This window comes from Neomegalonema perideroedes DSM 15528, assembly GCF_000374145.1.
GTDB lineage: Bacteria > Pseudomonadota > Alphaproteobacteria > Rhodobacterales > Rhodobacteraceae > Neomegalonema > Neomegalonema perideroedes.
The window spans coordinates 1007158-1024404 of the sequence record NZ_KB893653.1 but is presented as its reverse complement, the minus strand read 5'-3'; the positions used below and the strand labels follow the sequence as shown (position 1 = coordinate 1024404).

The window sequence follows — 17247 nt, the reverse complement described above, 5'->3', positions numbered from 1 at the left end:
TCAGGCGGAGAGAATCGCCCTTCGGCCCGCGCGCGCGACCCTGTTTCACCTTTGGGGCCTCGCTCGCCGGAGCATTCCGGGCGAAGCCTCGCCAACGGCATTCGGATGACGAGGGACCTCATTCATGACGCTTCCGCGCTATGCGGCGCTCGCCGCCGCCGCTCTGAGCCTCGCCGGCTGCGCGCATGGCCCGTCTGGGCGGGCCTCCGCCCCTGCGACGCCGCCCGCCGGCCTGAGCGCCGAGACGCAGCCGCCCGCCGAGGCCGCCGCGCCTCAGCCTCCGGTCTATGATCCGGCGGCGCGCCCGGCGCCGCCGCGCGCCGCGGCTCGGACGCCCCTCTACGACGCGCCCGTCGCCAGAGCCCCGGAGGCCCGCGCCGAGGCCCCCGCCCCCGCGGCCCGGCCGCCCTTCCATCAGGTCGCCGCCGCGCCGCGCATTCCCACCTACGACGCTCCGGCGCCTCGCGCGCCCGCGCCGCTTTACGCGCCGCAGCCCCTGACGCCCGTCCATCAGCCCGCGCCGCCGCGCATCCCCACTTACGACGCCGCGGCCTATGCGCCTCAGGCGCCGCAATACGCTCTGGCCGAGGCGGCCCCGCGCGTCGGCGGCGGGATGGCCCCGGTCCGCGACCGCGCCGACGGCCATGTCTCAAGCGGAGGGGCGACGGGCTCCGCCGCGCCGCGCCGCGCCGGACGCTACCGCACCGCCGACGGCGATCTCTCCGCCCCCGCTCCCGAGGAATTGCGCCGCGTCGCGAGCCTCGGCCCGGTGGCTCCGGCGCGCGGCTTCGGCTTCGATCCGGGCGCGGGCCCGCGCCTCGTGGAGGCCGCCCGGGCGCAGACGCGCAGCCCCGTCCGCTATGACGGCGCTTATGTGAAGCTCTCCTATCCTTGGGGCGACGTCCCCGGCGACACGGGCGTCTGCACGGACGTGATCGTGCGGGCCTATCGTCAGCTCGGCTTCGACTTCCAGCAGATGATGCATGAGGACATGCGTCAGGCCTTCTCCTATTACCCCAGCGCCGAGATCTACGGCCTGAAGGAGCCGGATCCCAACATCGACCATCGCCGCGTGGTGAACATGGAGGCCTTTCTGGAGCGCCACGCCCAGCGCCTGAACCCGACCCGCAATCCGCAGGATTATCAGCCCGGCGACATCGTCAGCTGGCGCATCAGCGGGACTCAGCCGCATATGGGCATCGTCTCGGACAAGCGCGACGAGCGCACCGGCGTCCCTTACGTCATCCACAACATCGGCGCGGGCGTGAAGGAGGAGAACATGCTCTTCCTCTCGCCGCCGGTGGGCCATTACCGCTTCGCCCCCTCCAGCGGCTCCGGCCCGGTCCGCACCGCCGAGCTCTGAACGCCCGGCATGAGAAAGGCCGCGGCGCTTGCGCGCCGCGGCCCGGCTTCAGGGGGAGGGAAAAGAGAAAGCTCAGGCGGCGGGCCGCGCCTCGGGCAGCAGCCGCAGAGAAGCCGCCGAACCCTGACGCACCAAACGCGCCCGCAGACGCCAGGCGGGTTCGCCGAAATCCAGAGTGTCGCCGTCCTGAACGCCGCCGCCCTTGGCGAGCAGATAGGAGGCCACCTGCGCCGCCCGGCGCGCCGCGCGGTCGACGCCCGCCGATTCCGCCCAGGCGGGCATGTCCAGCTCATAGCCGAAGAAGGGCAGCAGACCCTGCGTGCGCACGCCGTATCCCGTGCGGCGCGGATCCTCGCGCATGGGCTGGGCCAGAACGCTGATGCGCAGCCAGATGTCGGTGGGCCAGGAATCTTCGGCCTCGGTCTTGGCCACGAAGTGATCCGCAGGCGCGAAGGCCCCGGAGGTCGGCCAATAGACGCCCCGCGCGCCCTGCTGGCGGCAAAGCTCGGCCATGACGTAGCTGAGCAGCAAGGCGTCCTGACGGGAATCGCCGCTGCTTTGCAGCGTGGCGGCGACCACATGGGCCTGATGACGGATGAGCTTCGCCGGAGCGCCCTTCCCGAGCTTCAGCCCCGCGACCGGCGCCGACACCGGCGTGACGGCCACCGAGCCGCCTCCGAGGCGCAGATGCCAGGCGGGATCCGGCTGCGCGGAGATCCCTTCGGCCAGCGCGGGCCGACGCAGCTTCAGAGCCTCGGCCAGAGCGGCGAGATCGAGCGGCTTCGGCGCGTCGAGCAGCGCGAAAGCAGCGAAGGAATGAGTCGTCGCAAGGGTCATGGGGCGGCCTCCCAACCAGATAAACGCCCGTCGGCGCCCGTCGGTCTCAGCAGGAATTTCGGATCATCTTGCGGCAAGTTTCCTTTCGACTTCCTTGCGCGGGAGCCCTGCAAACATATAGCTAACCTTCCGAAGAAGCCTTTCCGTCCCGCTGGAGCCCGCGAATGTCAGAGCGCGTAAATTCTCCGAATCCCTCCCCGACCGATGTTCGGCATGGGCGACTCGTTCGGATCGCGGGGGCGGTCTCGGTGGCGGTGGCGCTGGGCCTGACGGCTCTGAAGGCCTGGGCCTGGGTCAAAACCGATTCGCTCGGGGTGGCCGCTTCGCTGGCGGATTCGGCCCTCGACGTGGTGAGTTCGGGCGCGAATTTCGCCGCCATCCTCTACGCCCAGCGCCCCCCCGACGAGGATCACCGCTTCGGCCACGCCTCGGCGGAGGATCTGGCGGCTCTGGCGCAATCGGCGCTGATTTTGATCTCGGCGGTGCTGATCGGCGGACGCTCTCTTCAGCGCCTGCTGGAGCCCGCGCCTTTGCAGGCCGCCCCCGAGGGGCTGGCGGCCATGATCCTCGCCATCGCGGTCACCGGCGCGCTGGTGCTGTTTCAGCGCCACGTGGTGAAGAAGACCGGCTCGCTGGTGGTGGCGGCGGATTCGCTGCATTACGTCTCGGATCTGCTGCCCGCCCTCGGCGCGATCCTCGCTTTGGGGATCATCGGGCTCGGCGGGCCGGGCTGGGCGGATCCGGCGGTGGGGCTGCTGGCGGCGGGGATTCTGCTGCGCAGCGTCTGGGGCGTGGGCGGCGAGGCGCTCAGCGGGCTGATGGACCGCGAATTGCCTGAAGAGGAGCTCGTCCGCATCCGGGCGCTTTGCGACTCCGATCCCGAATTGCTCGGCTGGCACGACCTCAAGACGCGGCGTTCCGGCGGGCGGCGCTTCATCCAGCTTCATATCGAGCTGGACGGCGCCCAGAGCCTTTTCGAGGCCCATGAACGCGCCCGCAGGCTGCGCGCCGGAATGCTCGGCCTCTGGCCCGACGCGGATGTGATCCTGCATATGGATCCCCATCCGGACCCCGGCCCCCTTCCCGCCGCGCGGCCCTGACGGGCTTTTCAGGAGCGTCTCCGCATGATCCGCAAGATTCTCGCCCTCATCCTCGCCCTCATCGGCGGCGGGCCCGCTCTGGCCGAAGGCGTCTCCGCCCATGACGCCTACGCCCGCTCCACGCCGCCCGGCGCCCGCACGGCGGCGGCCTTCCTGACGCTTCAGGGCGGCGCCGAGGACGATCGTCTGATCTCCGTCTCCAGCCCTCAGGCGGGCCGCGTCGAGATCCATGAAACCCGCGAGGACGCCGCCGGAATCCTGAGCATGCGCGAATTGGCGGGAGGGCTGCCGCTCCCGGCGGGCGAGGCGGCGATCCTCGCGCCGGGCGGCGCGCATCTGATGCTCTTCGATCTGACGGGGCCTCTGGAGGCGGGCGAGACCGCCCGCTTCACGCTGATCTTCGAATCCGGCGCGAGGCTGGAGGCGGAGGCGCCGATCCTCTCGCCGCGCGAGATGCGCGGCCGCGGCGCGGCCCCCGCCGCGCATCATTGACCGTTCAGGCGACGCCGTCCTGATCTTCCGGGCGAGGCGCGAACCAATGGGGCGCCACGCGGTCGCCGCCCTTGACGATGCGCCGGTCCGTCTCGCGGACGATCATGCCCGCCGCCTTGTCGCCCACCAGCCAAGCCCCGAGGATCGGCCGCACGCCGTCGAATTCGGGGATGTCGGCCAGAGCCTGCCAGATATAAGCGCCGTCGCCGTAAAGCCCCGCCGTCTCCTCCAGCACGCGGCCGTCGCGGATGATGCGGACGTTCGCGCCTTCGCGGGCGAAGACCGGCTTCTTGACGTAGGACTGGCCGAGCCGCGGATCCTGCGTCCAGAAGGAGGGCAAAAGGTTCGGGTGGTCCGGGAATGTGTCCCAGAGCAGCGGCAGCAGATTCTTATTGGATAAGATCGCCTTCCAGGGCGGCTCTATGGCCCGGAGCTTATCCTCAAGGAGATGCGCGCCGAAATCCTCCTCCATGAGCCATTCCCAAGGATAGAGCTTGAACCAGCGCCAGATGGGTTCGTCGTTGAGATCCGTGAAGCGTTTGCGGGCGGAATCCCAGCCGATGGAGGTGATCGAGGCGTTGCGCGTCTTGATCCCGGCCTGTTCGGCGAGATCCATGTAATACATGATGTGGCGCGCCTCCTCCTCCTCTTCGAGCATGCCGGAGAAATACATGATCTCTCCGCGGCTCATGAAGCCGGAGATCCATTCGAAGCGCTCGATGATCTTCTCATGCAGCGAATTGAACTGATCCATCTCGGGCTTCATGTCCTGAAGCCACCGCCATTGGATCACGGCGGTCTCGATGGTGGTGGTGGGGGTGTCGGCGTTATATTCGATGAGCTTCGGCGCGTCGAGGCCGGGAGCGCCCGGCGCGAAGGCGAGGTCCATCCGCCCGATCAGATAAGGATCGTCGCGCTCCCATGAGCGCCGGATCCAAGGCCGGAAGGGCTCGGGAATGGCGAAGCGGGCCATAAGCTCGTCGTCATGCACCACCCGCGAGACCGCCGAGAGACAAAGCCGGTGCAGCTCCTCGGCGGCCTCCTCCAGAACGTCGATCTCATCGGCCGTGAACTCCCATGCGGCGTCCTCGAACCAATAGGAGCCGTTGGGATTGCGCAATTCAGGCGGCAGACCCTCGGTGTGATAGGTGAAGCCGACGGCTTCGGCCTTCTCCATCCAGTCGGGACGGGCGGGGAGACGGACGCGGCGCATGGGCGCGCTCCTTAGCTTTCTGGGGGGCGGTCTTGGAGAGGAGGCGGGCGCTCAGGAGCCGGAGAACCATCCCCGGCTCTGACCGGTCGAGCCGAATCCGCCGCGCGTGGTGGTTCCGCCGCCGACGGTCGCGCCGGGGCGGCTGGCGGCCGGCGCGGCGACGCGCGCGATCGTCGGAGAACGCACCGCCGCCGGATTCGCGCCCATCACGCGGGAATCCGCGACGGCGCCCACCGGCGCCCGCGCCGCCGTCATCGCCGAAGAGCCGCTGAAGGGGGCGTCGCGGCCCGCACGGCTGGTCGAGAAGATTCCGGCGGCGACGCCCGCCCCGCCGCGCGCCGGACGCGCGCAATTCGCGCCGGGCGTGGTCGGCGCGGCGCCGTAGCGGTCGCAGCCCTGCGGAGGTCCGGCGTAATAGCCGCGTCCCGCGCCGCTCATATTGCCGATGGCGCGGCCCACCATGAAGCCCATCATCATCGGCATGAAGGAGGAGCCGCCCGAAGAGGCGCCCGCCGTCTGAGGCGCGGGCTCGCACATGCCGGGGCCGGAGAAGTCTTCGCAGGATTCCTGACTGGCGAATTTCGGCGCGTTCTCCGCATGCTCGGCGCGGGCCTCGGCGGCGGACTGGTCGCAGAGGGCCTGATCGAAGCGGCTCTGACATTCCTGCATGGAGAAATAAGCGCCCTCGCCCGTCGCCACGCTTTGAATCGTCGGCGGCTCGACGTAGCCCCGGGGCCGTTCGTCCTCGCCGCAGCCTTGAAGCGCCGTGGCGGCGATCCCTAAATACAGAAGATGGACGGCCTTCGAGCGTTTCATCTATGAGGCTCCTCAACTCCACGGCTTCGCAGACAGGGCGCATCCTCGCCGAACTTCGGCGCCCCATATCGGGATATAAGCGATCTCCGGCTGAAACTCAATAATCATGAACTTCGTTCATTATTTATCAAGCCTGATTCGCCCGAGATCCTGAGCTTTCTAAGCCGGAAAGGTTGAAACATCCCCCGCCTCCGCCCAGATTCCCCGGTCACGACCCCCGGATCCTTCTTCCGCTCCCCCCTTCCTCTCCCGGCCTCCTCCCGGCTTGAAAATCCCCTCCGCCCAAGCCATTTATGACTTATCGCATCGCGGGAGCCGCCGCGGCCGCCGATTTCGGGGCCTCGCCGGTTCGCCCATCAGGAAAAGACATGACCGACAGCACCTCTCCGACGGTCTCCCGTCATCCCGTCCTGCCTCTGCGCGACATCGTGGTCTTCCCGCATATGGCGGCGCCGCTTTATGTGGGCCGCGAGAAATCGGTGCGGGCGCTCGAAAGCGTCATGCGCGACAATCGCCAGATCCTGCTCGCCACCCAGCGCGAAGCGGGCGAGGACGATCCTGCGCCTGAGGATATTTATCAAACCGGCGTGATCGCCTCGGTGCTTCAGCTGCTGAAGCTGCCCGACGGCACCGTGAAGGTGCTGGTCGAGGGCAAGAGCCGCGCGCGCATCCGCCGCTTCGTCGAGAACGAAGCCTTTTACGAGGCCGAGATCGAGGCGCTGGAGGAAAGCGTGGGCGATCCTCAGATCGCTTCGGCCTTCACGCGCACCCTCGCCGAGGAATTCGACAAATACGCCAAGCTGAACCGCAACATCCCTCAGGAGGCGGCGGCCGGAATCCTTCAGATCGAGGATCCGGGCCGGCTCTCCGACGCGGTGGCGGCCCATCTCGTGGTCAAGATCTCGGAAAAGCAGTCCCTGCTGGAGACCCTCGTGGTCTCGGAGCGCATGGAGCGCATCTACGGCCTCATGGCCAATGAGATCGGCGTCCTTCAGATGGACAAAAAGATCAAGTCGCGCGTGAAGCGGCAGATGGAGAAGACCCAGCGCGAATATTACCTCAACGAGCAGATGAAGGCGATTCAGCGCGAGCTCGGCGAGGGCGAGGACGGCCGCGACGAAGCGGGCGAATTCGAAAAGCGCATCGAAGCCACGGCCCTCTCCAAAGAGGCCCGCGAAAAGGCGCTCGCCGAGGTCAAGAAGCTCCGTCAGATGCCCCCCATGGCCGCCGAGGCGACCGTGGTGCGCAACTATCTCGACTGGCTGCTCGGGATTCCGTGGAGCAAGAACTCCAAGGTCAAGAAAGACCTCGGAGCCGCCGAGAAGATCCTCGACGCCGACCACCATGGGCTTGAGAAGGTCAAGGAGCGCATCCTCGAATATCTGGCCGTGCAGCAGCGCAAGACCAAGCTGAAGGGGCCGATCCTCTGCCTCGTCGGCCCTCCGGGCGTGGGCAAGACCTCGCTGGGCAAGTCGCTGGCCAAGGCGACCAACCGCGAGTTCATCCGCATCTCGCTGGGCGGCGTGCGCGACGAGGCCGAAATCCGCGGCCATCGACGCACCTATATCGGCTCCATGCCGGGCAAGATCATCCAAGCCCTGCGCAAGGCCAAGACCAGCAATCCGCTCATCCTGCTCGACGAGATCGACAAGATGGGTCAGGACTTCCGCGGAGACCCCGCCTCGGCCATGCTCGAGGTGCTGGATCCTGAGCAGAATTCGACCTTCAACGACCACTACCTCGAAGTCGATTACGACCTGTCGAACGTGATGTTCGTGACCACGGCCAACACCTATAACATGCCCCGGCCTCTGCTGGACCGCATGGAGGTGATTTCGCTCTCGGGCTACACCGAGGACGAAAAGGTCGAGATCGCCCGCAAGCATCTGCTGCCCAAGCAGGTCGAGGCCAATGGCCTGAAGCCGAAGGAGTTCCATCTTTCGGACGAAGCCCTGCGCGACGTGATCCGGCTCTACACCCGGGAATCCGGCGTGCGCAACCTCGAGCGCGAGATGGCGCGGCTCTGCCGCAAGGCCGTGACCCGCATCCTCCGCGAGAAGATCAAAGAGGTGAAGGTCGAGCCCAAGGATCTCGAAGGGCTGCTCGGCCCGGCGCGCTTCCGCTACGGCGTCGCCGAGCAGGAGGATCAGGTGGGCGTGGTCACGGGTCTGGCCTGGACCGAGGTGGGCGGCGAATTGCTCTCCATCGAGGCGCTGCGCCTGCCGGGCCGGGGCCGCATGAAGACCACCGGCAAGCTCGGCGAGGTCATGAAGGAATCCATCGAGGCCGCCGCCAGCTACGTGCGGGCTCAGGCGCCGAAATACGGCATCCGGCCGCCGCTCTTCGAGAAGGTGGACATCCACGTCCATGTTCCTGAGGGCGCGACCCCCAAGGACGGCCCTTCGGCGGGCGTCGGCATGACCACGGCCATCGTCTCGGTGCTGAGCGGCGTGCCCGTCCGCAAGGACGTGGCCATGACCGGCGAGGTGACTCTGCGCGGCAACGTGCTGGCCATCGGCGGACTCAAGGAGAAGCTCCTCGCGGCTTTGCGGGGCGGAATCAAAACCGTCCTCATCCCCAAGGAGAACGAAAAGGATCTCATCGAGATCCCCGCCAATGTGAAGGAAGGGATGACCATCATCCCGGTCTCCACCATGACGGAGGTTCTGGACGCGGCGCTCACCCGTCGCCCGGAGCCCATCGAATGGAGCGAAGCCGATCAGGAGGCCGCCGAGCGCGCCGCCTATGGTCGCTCCGGAGGCGAGGAAGGCGGCGCTCCGCGCAATTTCAACGCCTAAAGCTCGTTCAAAAGACGTGGAGGCGGCCCGAAAGGGCCGCTTTTGCTTTGACCTTCAAGCTCGATTCGTTACCATATTCGTCGTTTGCATCAGCAAGAGGCCTGAAAGCGTGAATAAGAAAGAACTCGTCGCCGGAGTCGCCGAGCGCGCCGGCGTCACGAACGCGCAAGCCGCCGAGGTCCTGGACGCGACCCTCGCCCTCATCTCCGAGGCGCTCCAGAAAGGAGAGGAGGTCCGGCTGCTGGGCTTCGGCTCCTTCGTGGTGGCCGAGCGGGCCGCCAGCTCGGGCCGCAACCCCTCCACCGGCGAAACCATCGAGATCAAGGCCTCCAAACAGGCCCGCTTCAAACCCGGCAAGAGCCTCAAAGACACGCTCAACGCCTGAGTCTCAGGGCCGCGCCCGAGGCCGCCGCGGATCCGCAGAGGATCGCGGCGAAGCTCCGCGGGCCGCGCCTCCGAAGCGCAAGCAACGCCGTCGCGGAGGTCTTCGCGGCGGCTTTCGCATGTCCGGCGGCGGAGGCCCTTACGGAAGGCGGGCGCGGAAACATCTTGCAAAGCCTCCGGGCGGCGCTCTAGATCCGGCCGAGCTTCGGCGGATGCGCCGATCTGGAGGGGCGGTTAGCTCAGCGGAAGAGCGTCTCGTTTACACCGAGAGGGTCGGGGGTTCGATCCCCTCACCGCCCACCACGCCCTGCGCGCCGGAGAGGCCCTGCGGCCGAAATCCCCGCCGCCGCGCGCTTCCCGCTTGAGCCTTTCGCGGGCTCCCCTATATGTTTTCGCGGAACATCCTCGCCTCAGAGCGTCCTACGTCCCGCGCCCTCCCGGAGCCGCAAGCCCGGAGCGCGCCTTGATCGGGAAATCTCCATGTCCTCGCCCATCGCCGTGAAAACCCTGATCGTCGGGTCGGGCCCGGCCGGCTACACCGCCGCCGTCTACGCCGCCCGCGCCATGCTGGAGCCGGTGCTACTCGCCGGGATGCAGCCGGGCGGACAGCTCACCATCACCAGCGACGTCGAGAACTGGCCGGGAGATTCGAAGGTCGAAGGCCCCGCCCTCATGGAGCGCATGAGCGAACACGCCGCCGCCATGGGCGCCAAGATCGAATATGACGTGGCGACTTCGCTGGATCTCTCCAAGCGCCCCTTCACGGCGGTCTGCGATTCCGGCGCGGTTTACCACGCCGAGACGGTGATCCTCGCGACGGGCGCTCAGGCGCGCTGGCTGGGCCTCCCTTCTGAGGAGAAGCTGAAGGGCTTCGGCGTCTCGGCCTGCGCCACCTGCGACGGCTTCTTCTTCCGCGACAAGGAGGTGGCGGTGATCGGCGGCGGCAACACCGCCGTCGAGGAGGCGCTGTTTCTGACGCGCTTCGCTAAGAAAGTGACGCTCATCCATCGCCGCGATTCCCTGCGCGCCGAAAAGATCATGCAGGACCGCCTCTTCAAACATCCCAACGTCGAGGTGATCTGGGATCATGAGGCCGTCGAGATCCTCGGCGAGCCCGGCGAGCAGGGCGTGACCGGCCTGAAGCTCCGTCAGGTCAAGACCGGAGAGACGCGCGATCTCGCCGTGCAGGGCGCTTTCGTGGCCATCGGCCACGCCCCCGCCTCGCAGCTCGTCGAGGGGCAGCTGGAGACCCATCTCGGCGGCTATGTGGTGGTGAAGCCCTTCTCCACCGAAACCTCGGTTCCGGGCGTCTTCGCGGCGGGCGACGTGACGGATCATATTTATCGTCAGGCGGTGACTTCGGCGGGCATGGGCTGCATGGCCGCTCTGGAGGCCGAACGCTTCCTCTCCGCCGAAGGCGAATGAGCGCAGGCTCCTCCCGCAGATGAAAACGCCGCCGGAGGGAGCCCTCCGGCGGCGTTTCTTCGCGGGTCCCTCCGCGCGTTTCGTCAGTCGAGCCACTCGGTGTAGCGGCGCGGCGCCCAAGGCTGATGTCCGCCGCCCCAAGCCCCTCCGCCCCAAGCGGGCCGGTCGCAGCAGACGGGGGCGGGCGGCGGAGGCGGAGGCGCGCAGCAGCGCGCGCTCGCCGCCTGATAGGCGGGCGGGGCGTATTGCACCACCGGGGGCGGCTGAACGATCTTCACCTCGGGCGGCGCGTATTTCACGATGGGCGGCGACTTCACCACCTGCACCTCGGGCCGCTCATAGCGCACCACCGGAGGCGGCTTGACCACCTGAACGTCGGGCGGCTCATGCTTCACGATGGGCGGCGGCTTGATCACCTGCACCTCAGGCGGCGCATATTGCACCACCGGGGGCGGCTTCACCACCTGCACGTCGGGCGGCGCGTATTTCACGATGGGCGGCGGCTTGATCACCTGAATCTCAGGGGGCTCGTAACGCACCTCCGGCGGCGGCCTGACCACCTGCGTGAAAGACGGCGGCGCCACGATGGGCGGCGCATAGCTCGTGGTCGGATAGCTCGACGGCAGATAGCTCGACGCGCTCGGCGCGTAGACCGGGCCGAGGCTGACGCTCGGCCCCGAATAAGTCGGCCCCGAATAAGTCGGGGTCGAGTAGATCGGGCCCGGATTATAGACGGGGGCGCCCGCATAGCTCCCGCCTCCGCGATGCGGCCCGTGATAAGGAACGTCGACGACCTTGATATGGCCGCCCAGCCCCGCGCTGACGCCGGGACCGCCGCCCGCCAGCCTTCCGCCCCAATCGGCGTTGACCCCTGCGGCGCAGCCTGCGGAGGCTCCCGCCATCAGGCATACGCCAAGGACTTTGAGGAACCTTCCCATTGAGTCGCCCTCCTCGCTTGATGGCTCGATTTCTGCGGGATCGCTTCAACAATCCCTGCGAAGTTTCTGATGTTTCTCGCAAGCGAGAGTAAATCCTCCCGCCGCTTTCGCCAAGAGCCTTATACGCAGGATCGCGCGAAGCGGAAATCCAAGCGAGGATTATTTACGAAATATCCAGAAAGACCCGTCCGCTCTTGCGAGGGCGCCGCCGGAAGGCCATATCCGAGGCTCAGCCGAACTCCATCCGCGGGCGAGCCTCCGCGCCGCGGAACGCCCTGAGAGGGAGCGTCGTCCATGCCCAGAGTGGAAGAAATCGAAGCGATTCGCCATGAATGCCGCGCCATGATCCGGCGGCGCGCGGCGACTTCGGCGGTTTTGGCCGCCGCGCCTCTGCCCGGCGTGGACGTCGCCGCCGACATGGCCATGCTCATGAACGCCCTGCCGCAGATCTCGCGCGACTTCGGCCTCGCGCCCGAGCAGATCGAGAAGCTCGAAGAAGCCGAGCGCGTCGCGCTTTACGGCACGATCAAGGGATTCTCCAACAGCTTCATCGCGCGGGCGGTCACGCGCAAGATGATCGCGCTTACTTTGACGCGGGCGCTCGGGATCCGGCAGGCGGCGCGATTCGCCCCCATCCTCGGGCAGGCCGCCGCCGCCGCGATCAGCTATCGCGTCATGACCTGGATTCTGAACAAGCACGTCGAGGAATGTTACGCCGCCGCGCGGGCGGTCGAGCAGATCCGGCTTTTCGGCCCCGGCTCGGTGATCATCGAGGGCGAACTCGTCGACCGGGGCGCGCGATGAAGATCGGCCTGCTGCATACGGCGGCGAGCAACGCGCCCCTCTTCGAGGCGGCTTTGCGGAATCTCGGCGCGCCGGAGGGAATCCTCCGTCATGAAGTCCGCCCCGATCTTCTGGCGGCGGCTCAGGCGGCGGGCGGCGCGACTCAGGCGATTCTGCTGGAGACGCGGCGGGCTCTGGAGGCCCTCGCCCATGGCTGCGACGGGCTGGCGCTCACCTGCTCCACGCTCGGCGAGGCCGCCGAAAAGGCCGAAGGGCCCTTCGGGATTCCGGTGGTCGGCGCCGAGGCGGCCTTGCTCCGCGAGGCTCTGGACGGGCCCGGCCCGGTCCTGATCCTCTGCGCCGCCCCGACCACGCTGGAGCCGACGGGGGCGCGTCTGCGCGCTCTGGCCGGGGCGAAAGGCGTCGAGGCGCCGCCTTTGCGCCTCGTCGAAGGCGCATGGGACCGCTTCCTCGCGGGCGAGGCCGAGACCTATCGGGCGGCGATCCGCGCGGCGGTCAAGGCCGGTTTCGCCGAGGGCTTCGCAAGCGTCGCTCTGGCGCAAGCCTCCATGGCCCCGGCGGCTGAGGGGCTTTCGCATGTCCTCACCAGCCCCGAGGCGAGCCTTCGGGAGATCCTGCGGCGGCTCGGCTACGCGTGAAGCTTGTAAGGGGCGGAAGGCGGGGGCTATAAGCCGCTGTTCCCGACCATCCCTAAGGACTTTCATCATGTCCCGGTTCAAGAGCGAGTTTCTGGCGGAGCTTTCAGCCCGCGGCTTCATTCAGGATTGCAGCGATTACGAGGGTCTCGACGCGCTGCTGAAGTCTCAGATCGTTCCGGGCTATATCGGCTTCGACGCGACGGCGACCAGCCTTCACGTCGGCGGCCTGATGCAGATCATGATGCTGCGCTGGCTTCAGAAGACCGGCCATAAGCCCATCGTGCTGATGGGCGGCGGCACCACGCGCGTCGGCGACCCCACGGGCCGCGACGAAGCCCGCCCCTTGCTCACCCCCGAGAAGATCGAGGAGAACAAGGCGGGCATCCGCAAGGTCTTCGTGAACTACCTGACCTTCGGCGAGGCCCCGACCGACGCGATCATGATCGACAACGCCGAATGGCTCGACAAGATCAACTACCTCGACTTCCTGCGCGATTACGGACGCCATTTCTCCATCAACCGCATGTTGTCGATGGAGAGCGTGAAACTGCGTCTGGAGCGCGAGCAGGCCTTCAGCTTCCTTGAATTCAACTACATGCTGCTCCAGTCCTACGACTTCGTGGAGATCAACCGGCGCTATGGCGCGCGGCTCCAGATGGGCGGCTCGGATCAATGGGGCAACATCGTCACGGGCGTGGATCTCGGGCGGCGCATGGGGACGCCGGATCTCTTCGCGCTGATCTCGCCGCTGCTCACCATGTCGGACGGCCGCAAGATGGGCAAAAGCCTCGGCGGGGCGGTCTGGATCAATGCGGACATGCTCTCGCCTTATGATTTCTGGCAGTTCTGGCGCAACATCCCCGACGCCGACGTCGAGCGCTTCCTCAAGCTCTACACCGAGCTTCCGCTGGACGAGATCGCGCGGCTTGGGGCTTTGGGCGGCTCGGAGATCAACGAGGTCAAGAAGATCCTCGCCGATGAGGTGACCGCCCTCGCCCATGGCCGCGCGGCCGCCGAAGCCGCCAGAGCCACCGCTCAGGCGACCTTCGAGGCGGGGGCTCTGGGCGCCGATCTGCCCAGCGTGGCGCTCAGCGCCGAAGAGGCGGCGGCGGGGGTTTCTCTGGGGCAGCTCTTCCAGCGGGCGGGGCTGGCCTCCTCCGGCAAGGAGGCGCGGCGGCTCTTCTCCGAGGGCGGCGCCCGCGTGAACGACGAGCCCGCCAGCGATCCGGCCCGTCTGATCGGCGCGGCGGATCTCGCTGCGGGCCCGTTGAAGCTCTCGGCGGGCAAGAAGCGTCATGCGGTCGTGACGCTGTAGGCTTTAGAGCGCTTTCCGGCGAAACCGATCAGGTTTCGCGTCGTGAAAGCGCGACAGAACAAAAATTTAGAGCGTTTGAACGCCCCAACTTGGTCGGAAAACGCTCTCAGGGCGTCGGGGGTTCTCTCCGGCGCCCTTTCTTCGTTCAGGCCGGCGGCTTGCGGGCCACGCAATAGACTCCGAAGGCCAGACGATGCGCCGAGCGTTTGCGCATCAGCCAGCGGTCGAGCCGCGTCAGCGGCCAGCCCACGACGGAAGCCAGAAAAAACGCCCCGTTGGAGAGGATCTTCGCGGCGCGGCTCTCCCCCTCGAAGACCGTCCCCCAGTAATAGGCGTTGAGCGTGGCGATGGCCACGCCCGGCCCGATATGAAAGCCGCTGTCGACAGGCTCGAAGCCTTGGGCGCGCATCACCCGCGCGAGGCCGTCGACGGTGTAGCGGCGCACGTCGATGGGATCGTCGTGATATTGCTGGAGGAAGGGGATCTCCACATGGATCTCGCCGCCCGGCTTGAGGATGCGCCGCGCCTCGCGCAGGAAGGCGAGGTCGTCCTCCAGATGCTCGATCAGCCCCGTGGCGATGATGCAATCGGCGTGATCGTCTGGAAAGGGCGTGGCGCAGACGTCGGAAACGACGTCGGTGCCGGGCAAGGCGACGAAATCCACCGCCGTCACATGCGGCGCGATCTTGCGTCCGCCCGCGCCCATGTCGAGAACCACGGCCGGAGCCGGATGCCGCGCCACGACGGCCTCGGCGAGGCCGGGGCGGCAATGGCGCGTGAGATTGGGCATGATGCGCGGCAGGCCGCTGCCATAGGCCATGCGGGCCTCCTTCGGAAGGCGCGGAACGCCCCCGCGCCCCGCCGGACTCCCTTCCTAGCGCGCGAGCCTGAAGAAACCCCAAAGCCGCGCAAGAAAAAGGCCGGGCTTTGCGGCCCGGCCTTCCGAATTTCCGACACCGACCTTCAGCCTCAGGAGGCGGAGGCGGCGTCCTTATCCTTGGCGTAGCTCATGAGCGGCTGGCCCTTGCCCTCGATGGCCTCGGCGCCGACGGTGACGCTCTCAAGGCCGCGGGCGGCGGGCACGTCGTACATGGTGTCGAGCAGCACGTCCTCAAGGATGGAGCGCAGGCCGCGCGCGCCGGTCTTGCGCTCGATGGCTTTGCGGGCGATGGCGCGCAGAGCCTCCTCGGTGAAGTTGAGCTTCACGCCCTCCATGTCGAAGAGCCGCTGATATTGCTTCACCAGAGCGTTCTTCGGCTCGGCGAGGATCTTGATCAGCGCGTCTTCGTCCAGATCCTCCAGCGTCGCCGTGACCGGCAGACGGCCGATGAATTCCGGAATGAGACCGAATTTCAGAAGATCCTCGGATTCGAGATCCTGAAGGATGGCGCCCGCGCGGCGGTCGTCCGGCGGCCGGACGTCGGCGCCGAAGCCGATGGCCGCGCCCTTCTGACGCTGCGCGATGATCCGCTCCAGCCCCGCGAAGGCGCCGCCGCAGATGAAGAGGATGTTGGTGGTGTCCACCTGCAGGAACTCCTGCTGCGGATGCTTGCGGCCGCCCTGAGGCGGAACGCTGGCCACCGTGCCCTCCATGATCTTGAGCAGCGCCTGCTGGACGCCCTCGCCCGAGACGTCGCGGGTGATCGAGGGATTATCCGACTTGCGGCTGATCTTGTCGATTTCGTCGATGTAGACGATGCCGCGCTGGGCCTTCTCGACGTTGTAGTCGGCGGCTTGGAGCAGCTTCAGAATGATGTTCTCGACGTCCTCGCCGACATAACCCGCCTCGGTGAGGGTGGTGGCGTCGGCCATGGTGAAGGGCACGTCCAGAATGCGGGCGAGAGTCTGCGCGAGCAGGGTCTTGCCGCTGCCGGTCGGGCCGATCAGCAGGATGTTGGACTTCGCCAGCTCGACGTCGCCCGCCTTGGCGGCGTTGGCGAGGCGCTTGTAATGATTATGCACCGCCACCGCGAGCACGCGCTTGGCGCGGCGCTGGCCGATGACGTAATCATCGAGCACCTGCGCGATGTCCTGAGGCGTGGGCACGCCCTCGCGCTGCTTCACCAGCGAGGTTTTATTCTCCTCGCGGATGATGTCCATGCAGAGCTCGACGCATTCGTCGCAGATGAAGACCGTGGGGCCCGCGATGAGCTTGCGCACCTCATGCTGGCTCTTTCCGCAGAAGGAGCAGTAGAGCGCGCCCTTGGAGTCGCCCGTCGGTTTCGTGGTCATCGCATCCTCCCGGCGGAAACTCGCCTCATCGCCTCGCTCGCGCGCCGTCCGCGGGTCGGGGGGCGGCGCTCCGAAGCCTGTCGCACAGCCTGACTTCAGGCTTTTCAGAGCAATTCCCGCGCCAAGACCAAGCGCGCGACGACGGTAAGCCTCGCCGCCGCGCGATTCAATCCTGAAATCAGGCGGCCGGAGCCTCCGGGCGCTTCTCGAAGATCTGGTCGATCAGACCCCAGTCCTTGGCCTGCTCCGGCGTCATGAAGTTGTCGCGCTCCATGGCGGCCTCGACGGCCTCGAGATTCTGGCCCGTATGCTTCACATAGATCTTGTTCAGGCGCTCGCGCAGTTCAAGGGCCTCGCGGGCGTGGATCTGAATGTCGCTGACCTGTCCGCTGAAGCCGCCCGAGGGCTGATGGATCATGATCCGGCTGTTCGGCAGAGAATAGCGCATGCCCTTCTCGCCCGCCGTCAGCAGGAGCGATCCCATCGAGGCCGCCTGTCCGACGCAGAGCGTCGCCACGGGGCAGCGGATATATTGCATCGTGTCGTAGATGGACAGGCCCGAGGTCACGATTCCGCCGGGGCTGTTGATGTAGAGCGAGATCTCCTTCTTCGGATTCTCGGACTCCAGAAACATGAGCTGCGCCACGGCCAGAGTGGCCATGCCGTCATGCACCGGGCCGGCGAGGAAGATGATGCGCTCTTTCAGAAGACGGGAGTAGATGTCGAAAGCCCGTTCGCCGCGGCTGGTCTGCTCGACCACCATGGGGACGAGGGTGTTCGTGAAGGTGTCGATCGGATCTCTCATGTTCGCTCGCGATTAGGGGCGTTGGGGAAGGCGTCGCGATCCCGTCTTGAATATAGGCGCCGAATCCGCTTTTGGCAGGGGGCTCCC

Annotated in this window: 16 protein-coding genes and 1 tRNA gene; 10 read left to right on the top strand and 7 right to left on the bottom strand. The window is 67.2% G+C overall.

Annotated features, from left to right (window positions below; translation table 11 throughout):
* Positions 1-124: 124 nt before the first annotated feature.
* Positions 125-1363 (top strand): DUF1287 domain-containing protein, encoded by a 1239-nt coding sequence (locus B161_RS19790; RefSeq protein ID WP_018632262.1) that lies wholly within the window; start codon positions 125-127, stop codon positions 1361-1363.
* Positions 1364-1435: 72 nt separating this feature from the next.
* On the opposite strand, the gene B161_RS0104930 is transcribed toward B161_RS19790, so the two are convergent.
* Positions 1436-2200 carry a hypothetical protein gene (locus B161_RS0104930; protein ID WP_018632261.1) on the bottom strand — a complete coding sequence of 255 codons (765 nt, stop codon included), beginning with the start codon at positions 2198-2200 and terminating at the stop codon, positions 1436-1438.
* 164 nt (positions 2201-2364) lie between these two features.
* On the opposite strand from B161_RS0104930, the gene B161_RS0104925 reads away from it, so the two are divergent.
* Complete coding sequence (locus B161_RS0104925; protein WP_026310201.1) at positions 2365-3300, top strand: cation diffusion facilitator family transporter; 936 nt, start codon at positions 2365-2367, stop codon at positions 3298-3300.
* Between the two features lie 24 nt (positions 3301-3324).
* Entirely contained in the window at positions 3325-3792 is a 468-nt protein-coding gene (locus tag B161_RS16770) for a copper chaperone PCu(A)C (protein ID WP_018632259.1), read from the top strand.
* 4 nt (positions 3793-3796) lie between these two features.
* Here the strand turns inward: B161_RS16770 and B161_RS16765 are convergent, their stop codons facing one another.
* Positions 3797-5005 carry a glutathionylspermidine synthase family protein gene (locus B161_RS16765; RefSeq protein ID WP_018632258.1) on the bottom strand — a complete coding sequence of 403 codons (1209 nt, stop codon included), beginning with the start codon at positions 5003-5005 and terminating at the stop codon, positions 3797-3799.
* Positions 5006-5056: 51 nt separating this feature from the next.
* Positions 5057-5821, bottom strand: a complete 765-nt coding sequence (locus tag B161_RS18605) for a DUF1190 domain-containing protein (RefSeq protein ID WP_018632257.1) — start codon at positions 5819-5821, stop codon at positions 5057-5059.
* Positions 5822-6189: 368 nt separating this feature from the next.
* On the opposite strand from B161_RS18605, the gene lon reads away from it, so the two are divergent.
* The 4 genes from lon (at position 6190) to trxB (ending at position 10428) form a co-directional block, all read left to right on the top strand.
* Entirely contained in the window at positions 6190-8619 is a 2430-nt protein-coding gene (gene lon / locus B161_RS0104905; RefSeq protein WP_018632256.1) for an endopeptidase La, read from the top strand.
* Positions 8620-8728: 109 nt separating this feature from the next.
* Positions 8729-9004: an HU family DNA-binding protein gene (locus B161_RS0104900; protein ID WP_018632255.1), complete on the top strand. Its 276-nt coding sequence runs from the start codon at positions 8729-8731 to the stop codon at positions 9002-9004.
* Positions 9005-9231: 227 nt separating this feature from the next.
* Positions 9232-9306, top strand: a tRNA-Val gene (locus B161_RS0104895).
* Positions 9307-9483: 177 nt separating this feature from the next.
* Positions 9484-10428, top strand: coding sequence for a thioredoxin-disulfide reductase (gene trxB / locus B161_RS0104890; protein WP_018632254.1), 945 nt, complete (start codon positions 9484-9486; stop codon positions 10426-10428).
* 83 nt (positions 10429-10511) lie between these two features.
* Here trxB and B161_RS0104885 read toward each other — a convergent pair whose 3' ends face one another.
* Positions 10512-11330, bottom strand: coding sequence for a hypothetical protein (locus B161_RS0104885; RefSeq protein WP_018632253.1), 819 nt, complete (start codon positions 11328-11330; stop codon positions 10512-10514).
* A 330-nt stretch (positions 11331-11660) separates the two neighbouring features.
* Here B161_RS0104885 and B161_RS16755 point away from each other — a divergent pair, with 330 nt between their 5' ends.
* From B161_RS16755 to tyrS, 3 genes are all read left to right on the top strand, one after another.
* Positions 11661-12170, top strand: a complete 510-nt coding sequence (locus B161_RS16755; protein ID WP_018632252.1) for a hypothetical protein — start codon at positions 11661-11663, stop codon at positions 12168-12170.
* Positions 12167-12808, top strand: coding sequence for an aspartate/glutamate racemase family protein (locus tag B161_RS0104875; RefSeq protein WP_018632251.1), 642 nt, complete (start codon positions 12167-12169; stop codon positions 12806-12808). The genes B161_RS16755 and B161_RS0104875 overlap by 4 nt, the downstream gene beginning before the upstream one ends.
* Before the next feature lie 67 nt (positions 12809-12875).
* A complete protein-coding gene (gene tyrS / locus B161_RS0104870; RefSeq protein WP_018632250.1) occupies positions 12876-14123 on the top strand; it encodes a tyrosine--tRNA ligase in 1248 nt (415 codons plus the stop codon).
* Between the two features lie 145 nt (positions 14124-14268).
* On the opposite strand, the gene B161_RS0104865 is transcribed toward tyrS, so the two are convergent.
* The 3 genes from B161_RS0104865 to B161_RS0104855 form a co-directional block, all read right to left on the bottom strand.
* On the bottom strand, positions 14269-14943 hold the full coding sequence (locus B161_RS0104865; protein WP_018632249.1) for a methyltransferase domain-containing protein: 675 nt from the start codon (positions 14941-14943) through the stop codon (positions 14269-14271).
* 149 nt (positions 14944-15092) lie between these two features.
* Positions 15093-16355, bottom strand: a complete 1263-nt coding sequence (gene clpX, locus B161_RS0104860) for an ATP-dependent Clp protease ATP-binding subunit ClpX (RefSeq protein WP_018632248.1) — start codon at positions 16353-16355, stop codon at positions 15093-15095.
* A gap of 178 nt (positions 16356-16533) precedes the next feature.
* Complete coding sequence (locus B161_RS0104855; protein WP_018632247.1) at positions 16534-17160, bottom strand: ATP-dependent Clp protease proteolytic subunit; 627 nt, start codon at positions 17158-17160, stop codon at positions 16534-16536.
* Positions 17161-17247 lie beyond the last annotated feature (87 nt).